Origin of the sequence: Bacillus sp. 3G2 (assembly GCF_044324725.1) — a bacterium.
Lineage (GTDB): Bacteria > Bacillota > Bacilli > Bacillales > Bacillaceae_G > Bacillus_A > Bacillus_A mobilis.
The window spans coordinates 4,345,157-4,359,560 of record NZ_CP172246.1; the positions used below are offsets into that span (position 1 = coordinate 4,345,157).

The following is a 14,404-nucleotide window of genomic DNA, read 5'->3' on the forward strand; positions in this document are numbered from 1 at the left end:
TCCTCATAATAAAAGGCGCGAAACTAATGTTCCACGCCCATACTTACATTTTCCAAATTCCAATAATAATGAGTAATACCCCAGGCAGGAATGTAAATTTTTGTAACCATTTCATATTTGATAAAACCGTTCCAAGTTTCATTCCAATAAATAAAAACAAAGAACTCATAACCGCAACTAACATCGCCATCATAGCAGGTGCATACCCTAATAAAGATGCACCAATTCCAGCACCGAACGAATCTATAGAAAGAGCGATACCAAGAAGTAACGCTTCTCCTGCAGAAATGGTGCCTGATTTATCAAAATCTGCAACAGTCGGTTTCCGTAAAATTTGAATCACTAACCCGAGCGAAGCAATTTCTAATTTCCATACCTTCTCCTCTTGCTTCGGTTCTTCTTTCTTCTCACTTCGAAAAAATTGGTATAATACCCAAATTCCTATCCCAATAAGAACAAGCCCACCGATACGCGTTGCGATAACAGGTGAAAATATTTTCGCGATCATATGTCCAATTCCCATTGAAACAAGCATAACAGCCGCTGAACACATTCCGATAATTATAATTGATCTTAGTGGAATTCTTACGCTTCTTAAACCATATGTTAGCCCTACACTACAGCTATCTAAGCTTAATGTAAAAGCTAATAAAATAAGAGATAAATAAAGGTACATCGGTAAGCTCCTCCCTTATACATAGCTCTGCTGTATGTATATGACAAATGCCTATCCGATGTTATCTCTTTTCTATATTCTTGGCTGACAAATTGGGCAGTAATGCGTTCCTCTTCCGCCAACAACTGTTTTTTCTAATATCGTACCGCAAGTTACACACGGTTCTCCCTTTTTTCCGTATACATTTAGAAGTTCTTGGAACGAACCAATTTGCCCTTGCGAGTTGATATACGTTCGAATTGTACTTCCGCCTCGCTTCACCGCTTCACCTAACGTTGTAACAGTCGCCTCGTAAATTCGTTCAATTTCTTCTGCTGTTAAAGACGACGCTTCTCGTTCCGGATGAATTTGAGAACGGAATAAAACTTCATCTACATATATATTTCCAAGCCCTACTAAAAGACGCTGGTCTAATAACACAACTTTGATTTTACGATTGGTCTTTTGCAATCTTTCTTGTAAATACTGCGGTGTCAATTCAGCATCAAATGGCTCCGGACCTAAGTCAGCAAGAGGCATTTGATTCAACTCTTCACCTTTCTTAAAGAGATGCATCGTACCAAACTTTCTCACATCTTTATAATGTAATTCAGTTCCATCTGTAAATAAGAAACGGACGTGCGTATGCTTATCAATTGGTTCACCCTCTTGATGCAGTAAAAACTTACCTTCCATACGCAAATGTGAAACAATAACATAATTCGTTACATATAAAAGCAAAAACTTCCCTCTTCGCTTTATATTTTCAATCTTTTCGCCTCTTAGCATTTCTTTAAAAATTTCTGCATCATCCGGTCGTTTTACTATTTTCGGATACGTAACAATGACATCTTCAATCGTTTTTCCTGTTACAAGATTTTCAAGTGTCCGTCTGACGTTTTCAACCTCTGGTAATTCAGGCATCTCATCACTTCCTTATTTTGCGTCGTACCAAGTTGGACCGTAAGAATAATCAACTTTCAGCGGAACTGCAAGTTCAATCGCATGCTCCATTACTTCTGGTACAAGCTTCTCTAATTTTTCAATTTCTTCTTGTGGCGCTTCAAATATCAATTCATCGTGTACTTGCAGAAGAAGACGCGCTTGTAATCCTTCTTCTTCTAAACGATCTGCCATAATAATCATCGCTTTTTTAATGATATCTGCTGCAGTACCTTGAATTGGTGTATTCATAGCTGTACGCTCAGCAAAGCTACGTAAATTGAAATTACGACTCGTAATTTCCGGAATATAACGACGGCGATTTAATAATGTAGCCACATATCCTTTTTGTTTTGCATCTTTTACGATGTCGTCCATGTATTCTTGTACACCAGGGAAGCTTTCTAAATACTTTTCAATAAATTCCGCTGCTGCTTTTCTTGTAATTCCTAAGTTTTGTGAAAGACCGTAGTCACTAATACCATACACAATTCCGAAGTTAACAGCTTTCGCTTGTCGTCTCATATTTGAAGTTACTTCATCTTTTTCAACGCCAAATACATCCATAGCTGTTTTCGTATGAATATCCATGTCATGTTGGAACGCGTCAACTAGCCCTTTATCATTTGCAATATGAGCTAATACACGAAGTTCAATTTGCGAATAATCTGCCGCGTACATAATCCATCCTTCTTCTGATGGAACAAATGCCTGACGAATCTTTCTTCCTTCTTCTAATCGAATCGGGATATTTTGCAAGTTCGGATCCGTTGAACTTAATCGACCTGTTTGCGTTAATACTTGATTGAAACGAGTATGAATTTTAGATGAATCTTCGTGTACAACTTTTAATAAACCTTCGATATAAGTTGAATTTAGTTTCCCTAATTGACGATAATGTAAAATATTTGGAATGATTTCATGGCGATCCATAAGCTTTTCTAGTACATCAGCTGACGTAGAATAACCTGTTTTCGTCTTTTTAATAACCGGTAAGTTTAAGTTCTCAAACAGAATAACACCAAGCTGCTTCGGTGAATTAATATTAAATTCTGTTCCCGCAAGCTTATAAATTTCCTGTTCCATTTCCTTTAATCTACCTGCAAGTTCTTCTCCCATATTACGAAGACGCTCCGTATCAACTTTTACACCTTTTACTTCCATATCAGCTAATACACGCGCAAGTGGTAATTCTAACTCTGTAAACAGTTCATATTGCTCATTCTTTTGTAACTCTTCTGCGAATGTTTGCTTTACATCATATAATACGTGCACTTTACGAGCTACATGCTCCGCTACTACTTCTAGCTCTGGAACAGCACGCTTTGCACCTTTTCCGTAAACTTCTTCATCGGATTTCACGGCATGCGTTTCTTTCATTTTCGCTACAGTACGGAAATCTTTATCCGTATCAGCTGGGTCAAGTAAATAAGCAGCGATTAATAGATCAAAGTCAATCCCTTGCATATCTATATCATTCCATTTGAGTGCCACAATCGCACGCTTCGCATCAAATGTATGCTTTCTCATTTCTCCATCTGCAAGCCACTCTTTAAAAGCATCAGATGCAAATGCAATGTCCTTCTGAATAAAGTAACAACCATTTTCATTTTGAATACCAAAACCTTGAATGTCCGCTTTATGATAGTTATCTTCTTGCACTTCAACAATAAGCGCACTATCTTGCTGAAGCATTTCTTCTGTAACTTCTTCCACAATATCAAATGTAATATCATCTAATTCAGCTGGAGCCGTTTCTTCTGGCGTAACACCTAATTTATTTAAAAGAGATGTAAATCCTAAATTCTCGAACATTGGAATGACATCACTTGCTTCATATCCTTTATACTCCATATCATCCACATGCACTGTAATCGGCGCATCTGTAATAATAGTTGCAAGATCTTTACTCATAAGAGCTTGGTCTTTATTTGCTTCTAGCTTTTCTTTTAATTTTTTCCCGCTTACTTGCTCTATATTTTCATACACTTCTTCAACCGTTCCAAACTGTGTTAACAATTTAATCGCAGTTTTTTCACCAACTCCTGGTACCCCTGGAATATTATCTGATTGGTCTCCCATTAAACCTTTCATATCGATAATTTGCTTTGGTGATAAGCTGTATTTCTCAAATAAAGCTTCTTTCGTATATTCATCTACTTCCGTAATCCCTTTTCGAGGAATGCATACAAGCGTGTTATCAGAAACAAGCTGAAGTAAATCTTTATCTCCTGAAATAACTTTTACATTTGCTCCTTGTTCACTTGCTTCTTTCGCTAGCGTTCCCATAATGTCATCCGCTTCATAATTTTCTAATTCATAACGCGGTACGTTGAATGCATCAAGCATCTCACGAATAAACGGGAATTGCTCTGACAATTCAGGTGGAGTCTTTTGACGTCCTCCTTTATAATCACTATACGTTTTATGACGGAATGTCGTTTTACCCGCATCAAACGCTACTAACATATGCGTCGGTTTTTCTTCCTCTAATATTCTCATTAACATCATTGTAAAACCGTAAATTGCGTTCGTATGTATACCTTTGTCGTTATTTAAAAGCGGTAGTGCAAAGAAAGCACGATACGCGATATTATTACCATCTACTAATACGACCTTTTTTTCCAAAACAGAAACCTCCCCATACAAATTTGAAATGATTTTTTTCACAGAAAAAAAAACCGTTCCTTTCCTCTCTCTATATTAACATGACTAATAGAGAGAAGAAAAATAACGGCTATTTTCTATCATATATACAAACGTTTACTAATATAAAAGGGAAGTGACGAGAACAGCATAACTATTCTCGTCCAAAATTACTCCTTGGATGAAGGGGTTTTCATGTATTATATTAACAGACCTTTATTAATATTTAATTAAGCCATTGTTAATATATTGTAAACATCCTTCATCCTATTTTTCAGTTGCTGATTTTGGTAAAACAACTGTAAATGTTGTCCCTTCCCCAACTTCACTATCCACTGTAATCGTACCGTGATGTGCCTCAACTAAATGCTTTACAATTGATAACCCAAGGCCTGTACCACCAGTATTTCTACTTCTCGCTTTATCCACTCGGTAAAAGCGTTCAAAAATACGCGGAATTTCATCTTTACTAATACCAATTCCCGTATCCGATACTTTTATATAAGCATTATATTTATCTTCTGCTAATTCTACAGAAACAACGCCTCCAGCCGGCGTGTATACGATTGCGTTATTTATTAAATTAATAAAGATTTGCTTCAAACGACTCGGATCTCCAATGACCGAGACTCCTTTTAGCGCATTTACTTGTAAAGAAATTTCTTTTTCTCCTGCTTTGTTATCAAGCACCATATGAATGTCTTCAAGAAGTCCCTTCATATCAACGGTCCCCATACTCAATTTAAATCCTTGTTGCTCAATCTTTGATAAATCTAATAAATCTTCAATTAACCCTTGCATGCGTTCACTTTCTTTTAAAATAATGTGCAAGAAATGTTCGCAGAATTTTTTATTATCCATAGCTCCGTCCAAGAGCGTTTCTGAAAAACCTTTAATAGAAGTAATCGGTGTCTTTAGTTCATGAGAAACATTCGCTAAAAAGTCTTTTCTCATTTGTTCTAATTTCTTTAGCTCAGTAATGTCATGGAATACAAGGACAATCCCTTTCCATTCATGGTTCGTCCCGATAATCGGTGCTCCATATACTTCAAAATGCTTTCGCTCAATTCCAAGCGGCAATAATATTTGTTTACGCACTTTCACTTCTGTCATAAAGATTTCTTCCACGAGCTCTATAATTTCTGTATGATGAAACGACTCATAATATAAACGATCTAAATATTCTTCATCTGTTACGTGGAAAGTCTCCTTATACGAACGGTTTACAAGGTTTATATAACCGCGGCTATCAATTAAAATCATTCCGCTTCCCATATTTTCAATTAACGTATGCAGACGATCCTGTTGCATTTCTTGCTCAAGTGTCATCTCTTGTAAATTACGGGCTAAAATATTAATCGCTTTACTCAGCATTCCCGTTTCATCCGAATGACTTTCATAAGCGCGCGCTTTATAATTTCCCTTCGCTAATTCGATAGCCACTTTCGTAACGGATTCAATCGGCCTAATATATTGCCCTGTAATTTTCATACCTAAAAATACGACTACGAGACAAGCGATAACAAATCCGATAATTAATAATCCCCACGTTTTTTGATGAACAGCTTTCAAAGGCTCAATTGTACTTTTCACCAAAATGTATCCTTGTTTCCCTGCTACATCCTGAACGAATACCGCATGGTAAAATTCATTATTCTGATCTGTTTCTTTCGTAATGACTTTATTTCTTTGTTTCGTTGTTTCAGAAGTAAGTTCTTTCATCATCCCTTGGCTAAACGCAGACTGTTCTCCGCCGCTATATTGCACTTTCTTTTTTTCATCTACAAATGCAATAGACGCCTGTATTTTTTCTTCTAACTTTTCAAATACATATGGATTTTTTAAAACATCATCAAAACCTTGTTCTTCTGCTAATACTGCAACATACTCTGTCTCTTTTACCATTCTCTCTTTGGCATGTTCTATATAGTAGTTTTCAAACACAGTTTCCAGCAATAAACCTAGTCCAACTAAAATAAAAACAATAAGAGAAACAAATGTAAAAAGAAGCCTGGAACGAAATTTATTCATCCCCTTTTGGCTCCTCTAATTTATATCCTAAACCACGTATCGTTTTAATGTACGTCGGTTTTTTCGTATTTTGTTCAATTTTATCGCGCAAATGGCTAATATGAACATCAACAATTCGTGTATCACCAGCAAAATCATAGTTCCATACAGCACTTAATAATTGATCACGTGTCAACACGCGACTTTTATTTTTCGCAAGATAAACAAGTAGTTCAAATTCTTTTGGTGTTAATTCAAGCTTTCTTCCTTGGAAATAAGCCTCATAAAATTCCGGCAAAATTTTAAGTTCAGCAATTGTGATGCTCTCTTCATCTGATGTTTCTTTAACTTGTTCTTCTTGTTGCAATTTCGTGCGGCGCAAAATTGCCTTCACACGCGCAACAACTTCCCTTGGGCTAAATGGCTTCGTCATATAATCATCTGCCCCAAGTTCAAGACCTAGCACCTTATCAAATTCATCATCTTTTGCTGTTAACATTAAAATCGGCGTCATAACGCGCTGCAATCGTAATTCTTTACACACTTCCATACCATCCATTTTTGGAAGCATTAAATCTAATATAATTAAATCTGGGCGTTCTGTTGTCGCTTTTTGAAGCGCCATTTCTCCATCCATCGCTGTTATTACTTCAAACCCAGCTTGTTGTAGATTAAATTCAATTAAAGTTAAGATAAACTCCTCATCATCAACTACTAAAATACGATTGTTCATTCTTTTCCTCCAAGTTATAGACTTGAAACCTTCTTCATCCTAGTATTTTCCCCGTTATTCTCATCATACTAGAAAACAAGGTCCCTCTCAATATAATTGTCTATACATGAAGCTCATTTGTACTATCATTATTCCTAAAAACAATTACACTTGGCTTAATTAACTTATTGTTATCCATACTTTATACACTTCTATAGTTTCATTAAATTCTACTTCCGTATGAATATTAAATTCTCGATTTTGCGCTAACAAAAACGCAAGAGCATACGCTACTTTATAGTCTAGCGTTTCATATCCATCAAATACTCTTCCATACATTTCATTCGCGACCCCGTCTGCCCACACTTCAGCTTCTCTTATCGTTTCAAAGATAACGTCTTCTCTTTTCCATCTCATCTTAAAAACCACTCCTTCAATTGACTTCAATTATCAAATCACGATATAGTAAATATTGTTAATCTAAAAATCCTAATATAAAAGATAAGGAGACTCTATTATGCGACTAGTGCTACCTATTCTATCTTTAATAGTAACGTGCATTCTTACATTCAACGTCCCAAGCTGGGACACGATTAAAACAGGTTGTTCCGATTTCGCCGAAGGATTCACACAAGGATTCTTCAACTAAAAATAGCGCTAGCTCCCTTATAGAAAGGTATGCTAGCGCTATTCATATTTTCATGTTTTAAAAATTATCTAATGCTTTTTCCATAATAGAAACTGATTTAAAAGGTGGCGTTACTGTTAAAGAGCCCTTTACAACCGTTTCTCCTTTTTCATCATGGGCAGATACAAGCATATCAATTGTATGTTCCTCCTCGGAAACAGCCACAACTTCAAAGTGGATTTGTAACGTTTCATAATGGTGAACATGCTTCACGAACGTAAGGTCCTTCCTTGTAATATGACTACCTGGACCTGGTAAATATTTCGTAACTGCCGTTGTAATCATTCCCGTTAGCATAATGCTTGGTACAATCGGCTTTTCATACGGAGTTTGGGATGCGTAATCATGCTGAATATATAATGGATTGGCATCATTCGTTAACCCTAAGTACAATAACAAATCTTTATCCTCAATTTTTTCAGTGATAGATAATTTCTCTCCTACTGTAATTTCATCCATTCTACGACCAATTTGAACTTTTTTCTTTAACATGTTACAACCCCCTCCGATTTTTCCACCTTATTATCCTACTAAAACCGATACCTAATCCGAAATTTACTATGATGAGGGCAATGTATAGTATAAATCTATAGTTTCATTATAGGATACACCAAATGATAGCGTTTTCATATTATTTCAAAAAAACATTTGAATAAATAGTAGAAAAAGATTCGGGGCCCCGAATCTTTTTCCGCTTATATTTAATTATTAAACAAGAACCTTCATAACATTACGTACAGATTCTACAGAGCGATCTAACGCTTCTCTTTCATCTGCAAGAAGTTCTAATTCAATAATTTTCTCAATTCCGTTACCACCTAGAATTACTGGTACCCCTAAGTAAAGGTCGCTATAACCATATTCACCTTCAAGGTACGCAATAGCCGGTAATACACGGCGTTGATCTTTTAAGATTGCTTCTGTCATTTCAACTAAAGAAGCAGCTGGTGCGTAATATGCACTACCGTTTCCTAATAAGCCTACAATTTCGCCGCCACCTTTACGGGTACGTTCTACGATTGCTTCTAAACGCTCTTTCGGAATTAACGTTTCTAACGGAATGCCACCTGCATAAGAATAACGTACAAGAGGTACCATATCGTCACCGTGGCCACCAAGAACAAATCCTGTAATGTCTTTCACAGAAAGATTTAATTCTTGTGCAATAAATGTACGGAAACGAGCTGTATCTAATACGCCCGATTGACCGATAACACGCTCTTTCGGGAATCCTGCTTCTTTAAATACAGAATATGTCATTGCATCAACTGGATTTGTTAATACAACAATAATCGCATTTGGTGAATGTTTTGCAATGTCGCGCGTAATACTTTTCATAATTTTAGAGTTTGTTGCTACTAAGTCATCACGGCTCATACCAGGCTTACGTGCAATACCTGCTGTAATAACGACAACGTCAGAATCAGCAGTATCTGCGTAATCAGATGTTCCAATAATGTTAGCATCAAAACCTTGTACTGGGCTCGCTTCTAACATATCCAACGCTTTCCCTTTTGTTGGATTTTCCAGTTGTGGAATGTCCACTAATACAACATCTGCAAGTTCTTTTTGTGCTAATAAGAATGCTGTTGTTGCTCCTGTAAATCCTGCACCGATGACTGAAACTTTCTTGCGTTTGATTGTCATAATTTACCCCCCGCTTTAATTATGCGTTTTTGATTATCGCTACATCCATGTTTTTAATAAGTTCATTAGCGAACTCAGAACATTTCACTTCTGTTGCACCTTCCATTAAGCGTGCGAAATCATAAGTTACTACTTTTGAAGCAATTGTGTTCTCAACAGAAGCAGTTACTAATTTCGCAGCTTCGTTCCATCCTAAGTGCTCTAATAATAATACACCTGAAAGAAGAACTGAAGATGGGTTTACTTTGTCTAACCCTGCATATTTTGGAGCTGTACCGTGTGTAGCTTCAAAGATAGCATGTCCAGTCACATAGTTAATGTTTGCACCAGGTGCAATACCAATTCCACCTACTTGTGCAGCAAGTGCATCAGAGATATAGTCTCCGTTTAAGTTCATTGTTGCAACAACATCGAACTCACGTGGACGAGTTAAAATTTGTTGTAAGAAGATGTCTGCAATCGAATCTTTTACGATGATTTTTCCAGCCACTTCAGCATCTGCCATCGCTTTATTCGCTGCATCTTTACCATCTTTCTCAACGATACGGTCATATTCAGCCCAAGTAAATACTTTGTCGCCGAATTCTTGTTCCGCTACTTCGTAACCCCAGTTTTTGAAAGCACCTTCTGTAAATTTCATAATGTTTCCTTTATGAACTAATGTAACAGAAGAACGTTTTTCGTTAATTGCATATTGAATTGCAGCACGAACAAGACGCTTTGTCCCTTCTTCTGAGATTGGTTTAATACCAATACCAGATGTTTCTGGGAAGCGGATTTTATTAACACCCATTGCTTCTTTTAAGAAAGCAAGAACTTTTTCTGCTTCTGGAGATCCTTGTGCATATTCAATTCCAGCATAAATGTCTTCTGTATTCTCACGGAAAATAACCATATCAGTATCTTCCGGACGTTTTACAGGTGAAGGAACACCTTCAAAATAACGAACTGGACGTAGACATACATATAAATCTAACTCTTGACGAAGTGCTACGTTTAGAGAACGAATACCACCGCCAACTGGAGTTGTAAGTGGACCTTTAATCGCGATTAAATATTCACGGATTAAATTTAAAGTTTCTTCTGGTAACCACTCGCCTGTTTGGTTGAATGCTTTTTCCCCTGCAAGCACTTCTTTCCAAACGATTTTCTTCTCACCATCATAAGCTTTTTCAACTGCTGCTTCTAGTACACGAGATGCAGCTGCCCAAATATCAGGACCAATTCCATCTCCTTCGATAAATGGAATAATCGGATTGTTTGGTACATTCATAACACCGTTAGTTACAGTAATTTTTTCACCTGTCGTCAATGTGATAACCCCCATGTTTGAAATTTCATATGTATGAAACTGAGGGAATAACCCCTCAGTTCAAACCGTTATTCAAATTAAAATATTCTAATCATTACGTCTTTCCGAAAAAATCAGACTTTTGAAAGCGTATTTTCACTATCAAAATAGTGTTTTTCGCTTATCGTTGTGCAATTGGAACATACACTTGATGTGTTGGCCCATTATAATCAGCACGTGGACGGATTAAACGGTTGTTTTCATATTGTTCTAGAATATGAGCTAACCAGCCTGACATACGGCTAATTGCAAAAATAGGTGTAAATAAGTCATGGTCAATTCCTAAACAATGGTATACAGAAGCTGAATAGAAATCAACATTTGGTGGAAGACCTTTTTCTTTTGTTACAATGTCTTCAATTTTGATAGACATATTATACCATTTGTCTTCTCCTAAAAGCACGCATAATCTCTTGGACATTTCGCGTAAATGTTTCGCACGCGGATCACCCTGCTCATATACACGGTGGCCAAAGCCCATGATTTTCACTTTATTTTGAAGAGCATTATGAATATATGATTCTACATTTTCTTCTTCGCCAATTTCAGTTAACATCTTCATTACATTTTCATTTGCCCCGCCGTGAAGAGGACCTTTTAACGCACCGATTGCTGCCGTAATACCAGAATATACATCTGACAGTGTAGCTACACAAACACGTGCAGTAAATGTAGAAGCATTTAACTCATGATCTGCATGAAGTACAAGTGCCTTATCAAAAGCTTCAATTTCAACTTCATTTGGCTCGCGATCATTTAACATATACAAGAAGTTTGCAGCTAATGATAAATCGTTTCTAGGCTCAACAACATCTAAACCTTTACGAATTCTTGCATAAGCAGCAACTAAAGTTCCTACTTGAGCCTGCAATTTAACCGCTTTCAAATAATTGGAGTTTTCATCCATAATTTCAGCGCTCTCATCGTATAATGATAGCATGGAAATTGCAGTTCGTAAAACAGACATCGGATGTGCAATTTTTAAATCTACTTGTTTCAAATATGTTAAAATCTCACCTGGAACTTTATAGTATTCCGATACAGTCTCTTTAAATTTCGCTAGTTCTTGTTCATTAGGAAGCTTGCGATGCCATAATAAGTACACTACTTCTTCAAATGTAGCATTCTCAGCTAAATCATCAATATTATACCCAACATACGTTAATGTATCATCAATAATAGAGCTCACAGATGATGTTGTTGCTACTACCCCTTCTAAACCTCGAATAACAGTCATGACATTCTCTCCTTTTCCTGAAAATTCTCCCAACCTTGCTCCTTATATCTATTTGCTCCCCTTTTGAATTATGAACGCCCGTTCACTCTTTAGGCAAGCAAAATGCACGATCATGCAAATTTGTTGCGATGTTCCCCTCTTATGTCCATTGCTTACATGGAAAGCATGAGCGTGAATGTCTCCCCGAATCCTCACGCTCAAAACAACAAGTTAGTGAGGAAAATTAATTCCGAAGAGTTTTATGATAAAAACAACATAAAACAATATCATTATAAAATTGTTTTATGTTGTTTTTATTTTATCTGGTGTAAAGTCTCTGCTGTTATGTAACTTTTCAAAGTTTCTAATCCTATTATAAACAATTATCTGACTTTTGTGAACAGAAAGAATTCAAAAATTTTATATTACTATAAAATTTCTTATTTAAACATCTGTATAATACTCATAACTGCATAGGCAATTCCAGCCCCAATTAATGGACCTACAGCAACTCCATTAAATAAAGCAACCGCTATAATTGTACCGAAAACGAGCGCAGTTGTAATATGAGGATCCGTCGTCAATAATTGTACGCCGCCTTTCGCTAACAAAGCAACCGCTACCCCTGAAGCTAAAGCAATCCATGCGTAATACGATTTCGCCGCTTCTCCAAGTTGTTTAAAACCTATTTCCCCCGTCGCAATCGGTACGAGCACTGCTATTGTAATAACCGTAACACCAAGGTTAATCCCTTTCGTTTGTAGATAAGGAAAGACTTTGTCCCCTAAAAACGTAAATTTCAATAAAAACAACACACCAATAGCTACAGTAAGCGATTGGTTTTTCGCAATAAGTCCTATAATAAGTAGTATGAATAAAAATAACGTTGACTGACTAATCATGTTTGCACTTCCTTTCTGAAAATAATGAACTCATTTCCAAACAAAAATACCTTTAAACCTATCGTTATACATGCTATATCGATGTATATGCAACAATAGCCACTTCATTTTTTACATATTTTAAAATGATAAATTGAAACGCTAACCATCAAAAATTTAAGCGTGTATACATTTTTAAAAACGGTCGTCTCTCCTTTCTTTTCTAATAAGAAACAGGTAAAATAAAAAGAAGAGAAAATGAAGTTTTTACCATATAGTAGAAGCATCAACACCAAGCTTTTCCGGTCACTCATATACTGAAAAAGCAGGGAAAATCCATCATTCCACTATAACATAAAGTGAAACTTTAATCAGTGGCGACACACTCGTTATAAGTTGAACGAATTAGGATAATCCAAACTGGAATGGGAGGTATACATCTTTGAACCGAAACTTACTATATATGATATTGCGACTCATATTTGTCATTGTAGCAACGGTAGCGGGGTTCTATGCATTACTATATATGTCAGGACTTATCTACCCTTTTATTATCGCTTTCGCATTTGCTTATTTGATTAATCCTGTCGTCAATTTCCTTAATCAAAAACTACAATTTCCTCGCGCACTAGCAGTACTCGTTAGCTTAATTCTCGTATTCGGAGCTATCGTCGGACTCGTTACATACCTTGTAACAGAAGCAATATCTGCCACAACATACTTACTACAACTTGTTACAGTAAAGTTTCCAGATATCGTTGCATTCGCGCAACAATTTGCACTTAATCATATTATGCCTCTCTATGATGATTTAATTTCTAAATTTAATCATCTTGGGGAACCACAGCGCTATACGATTACACAAAACATTCAAAACTTAGGAACCGAAGCAACGACGCAAATGAAAGAACTTTTAACTGCTATTATAAGCGGGTTAACAAATTTCATTAGTGCATTACCAACAACTTTAACTGTTCTTGTATTCGTTTTATTAGCCACTTTCTTTATTAGTTACGATTGGCACCGTCTTGCTCAGAAAGTAAGAAAATTTTTGCCCAATCGTGTTCATGGCTATGGAAAAACTATTTTTGTTGATTTAAGAAAAGCTTTATTTGGTTTTGTTAAAGCTCAACTTACACTCGTATCTATGACAACTGTTATTGTACTAATCGGACTGTTAATATTACGCGTACCATACGCCATTACTATCGCGATTATTACAGGGGTTGTAGATTTACTCCCTTATCTAGGAACAGGCGCCGTCTTCGTTCCTTGGGTTATATACGTATTTTTCACTGGCGACACAGCTTTCGCCATCGGTCTTCTCATCTTATACATCGTCGTGATTGTCCAAAGACAAATTATGGAGCCTAAAGTACTTTCTTCTAATATCGGCCTCGATCCATTAGCAACACTGATTGCTCTATTTGTCGGCTTTAAACTCTTTGGCTTTTTAGGATTAATCATCGGTCCAGTCACCTTAGTACTACTTAATACATTGCACAAAGCTCGTGTATTCCATGATTTATGGAAATATATTAAAGGCTCACCTTCAAAATAATGGTTTCTAATTCATATACAACAAAAACTTACATGTAATCAGTGGGGAAAATCCCACTGATTATTCCTTGTACTTATTTTTCATACTCATTACAT

12 protein-coding genes are annotated in these 14,404 nt (G+C 36.4%); 1 reads left to right on the top strand and 11 read right to left on the bottom strand.

Annotated features, from left to right (window positions below):
* Positions 1-43: 43 nt before the first annotated feature.
* The 11 genes from ytaF to ACHZK0_RS22350 all read right to left on the bottom strand — a co-directional run bounded on the left by ytaF (position 44) and on the right by ACHZK0_RS22350 (position 12,769).
* A complete protein-coding gene (gene ytaF / locus ACHZK0_RS22300) occupies positions 44-676 on the bottom strand; it encodes a sporulation membrane protein YtaF (protein ID WP_270341945.1) in 633 nt (210 codons plus the stop codon).
* Positions 677-748: 72 nt separating this feature from the next.
* Positions 749-1,579 carry a DNA-formamidopyrimidine glycosylase gene (gene mutM, locus ACHZK0_RS22305; RefSeq protein WP_061677047.1) on the bottom strand — a complete coding sequence of 277 codons (831 nt, stop codon included), beginning with the start codon at positions 1,577-1,579 and terminating at the stop codon, positions 749-751.
* 12 nt (positions 1,580-1,591) lie between these two features.
* Positions 1,592-4,225 carry a DNA polymerase I gene (gene polA, locus ACHZK0_RS22310; RefSeq protein ID WP_262740116.1) on the bottom strand — a complete coding sequence of 878 codons (2,634 nt, stop codon included), beginning with the start codon at positions 4,223-4,225 and terminating at the stop codon, positions 1,592-1,594.
* Positions 4,226-4,510: 285 nt separating this feature from the next.
* Positions 4,511-6,274 (bottom strand): sensory box histidine kinase PhoR, encoded by a 1,764-nt coding sequence (gene phoR / locus ACHZK0_RS22315; protein ID WP_395760880.1) that lies wholly within the window; start codon positions 6,272-6,274, stop codon positions 4,511-4,513.
* Positions 6,267-6,986: a two-component system response regulator PhoP gene (gene phoP, locus ACHZK0_RS22320; RefSeq protein WP_061677044.1), complete on the bottom strand. Its 720-nt coding sequence runs from the start codon at positions 6,984-6,986 to the stop codon at positions 6,267-6,269. Before phoP ends, phoR begins: the two co-directional genes overlap by 8 nt.
* 159 nt (positions 6,987-7,145) lie before the next feature.
* Complete coding sequence (locus ACHZK0_RS22325; RefSeq protein ID WP_262740118.1) at positions 7,146-7,382, bottom strand: hypothetical protein; 237 nt, start codon at positions 7,380-7,382, stop codon at positions 7,146-7,148.
* A gap of 289 nt (positions 7,383-7,671) precedes the next feature.
* On the bottom strand, positions 7,672-8,145 hold the full coding sequence (locus ACHZK0_RS22330) for a MaoC family dehydratase (RefSeq protein WP_000914190.1): 474 nt from the start codon (positions 8,143-8,145) through the stop codon (positions 7,672-7,674).
* Between the two features lie 216 nt (positions 8,146-8,361).
* Positions 8,362-9,300: a malate dehydrogenase gene (gene mdh / locus ACHZK0_RS22335; protein ID WP_000153234.1), complete on the bottom strand. Its 939-nt coding sequence runs from the start codon at positions 9,298-9,300 to the stop codon at positions 8,362-8,364.
* Between the two features lie 19 nt (positions 9,301-9,319).
* Complete coding sequence (icd, locus tag ACHZK0_RS22340) at positions 9,320-10,612, bottom strand: NADP-dependent isocitrate dehydrogenase (RefSeq protein ID WP_000206899.1); 1,293 nt, start codon at positions 10,610-10,612, stop codon at positions 9,320-9,322.
* Positions 10,613-10,772: 160 nt separating this feature from the next.
* Complete coding sequence (citZ, locus tag ACHZK0_RS22345; RefSeq protein WP_170956880.1) at positions 10,773-11,921, bottom strand: citrate synthase; 1,149 nt, start codon at positions 11,919-11,921, stop codon at positions 10,773-10,775.
* A gap of 386 nt (positions 11,922-12,307) precedes the next feature.
* The gene (locus ACHZK0_RS22350; protein WP_000625507.1) at positions 12,308-12,769 is read right to left on the bottom strand and encodes a DUF441 domain-containing protein; all 462 of its coding nucleotides are present in this window, start codon (positions 12,767-12,769) and stop codon (positions 12,308-12,310) included.
* A 421-nt stretch (positions 12,770-13,190) separates the two neighbouring features.
* Here ACHZK0_RS22350 and ytvI point away from each other — a divergent pair, with 421 nt between their 5' ends.
* On the top strand, positions 13,191-14,309 hold the full coding sequence (ytvI, locus tag ACHZK0_RS22355; protein WP_001081377.1) for a sporulation integral membrane protein YtvI: 1,119 nt from the start codon (positions 13,191-13,193) through the stop codon (positions 14,307-14,309).
* Positions 14,310-14,404 lie beyond the last annotated feature (95 nt).

Bases quoted from the DNA above. Each gene is read 5' to 3' on its own strand.
- ytaF (WP_270341945.1), bottom strand. From the start codon at position 676: ATGTACCTTTATTTATCTCTTATTTTATTAGCTTTTACATTAAGCTTA.
- ACHZK0_RS22330 (WP_000914190.1), bottom strand. From the start codon at position 8,145: ATGTTAAAGAAAAAAGTTCAAATTGGTCGTAGAATGGATGAAATTACA.
- mdh (WP_000153234.1), bottom strand. From the start codon at position 9,300: ATGACAATCAAACGCAAGAAAGTTTCAGTCATCGGTGCAGGATTTACA.
- mutM (WP_061677047.1), bottom strand. From the start codon at position 1,579: ATGCCTGAATTACCAGAGGTTGAAAACGTCAGACGGACACTTGAAAAT.
- phoP (WP_061677044.1), bottom strand. From the start codon at position 6,986: ATGAACAATCGTATTTTAGTAGTTGATGATGAGGAGTTTATCTTAACT.
- ACHZK0_RS22325 (WP_262740118.1), bottom strand. From the start codon at position 7,382: ATGAGATGGAAAAGAGAAGACGTTATCTTTGAAACGATAAGAGAAGCT.
- phoR (WP_395760880.1), bottom strand. From the start codon at position 6,274: ATGAATAAATTTCGTTCCAGGCTTCTTTTTACATTTGTTTCTCTTATT.
- ACHZK0_RS22350 (WP_000625507.1), bottom strand. From the start codon at position 12,769: ATGATTAGTCAGTCAACGTTATTTTTATTCATACTACTTATTATAGGA.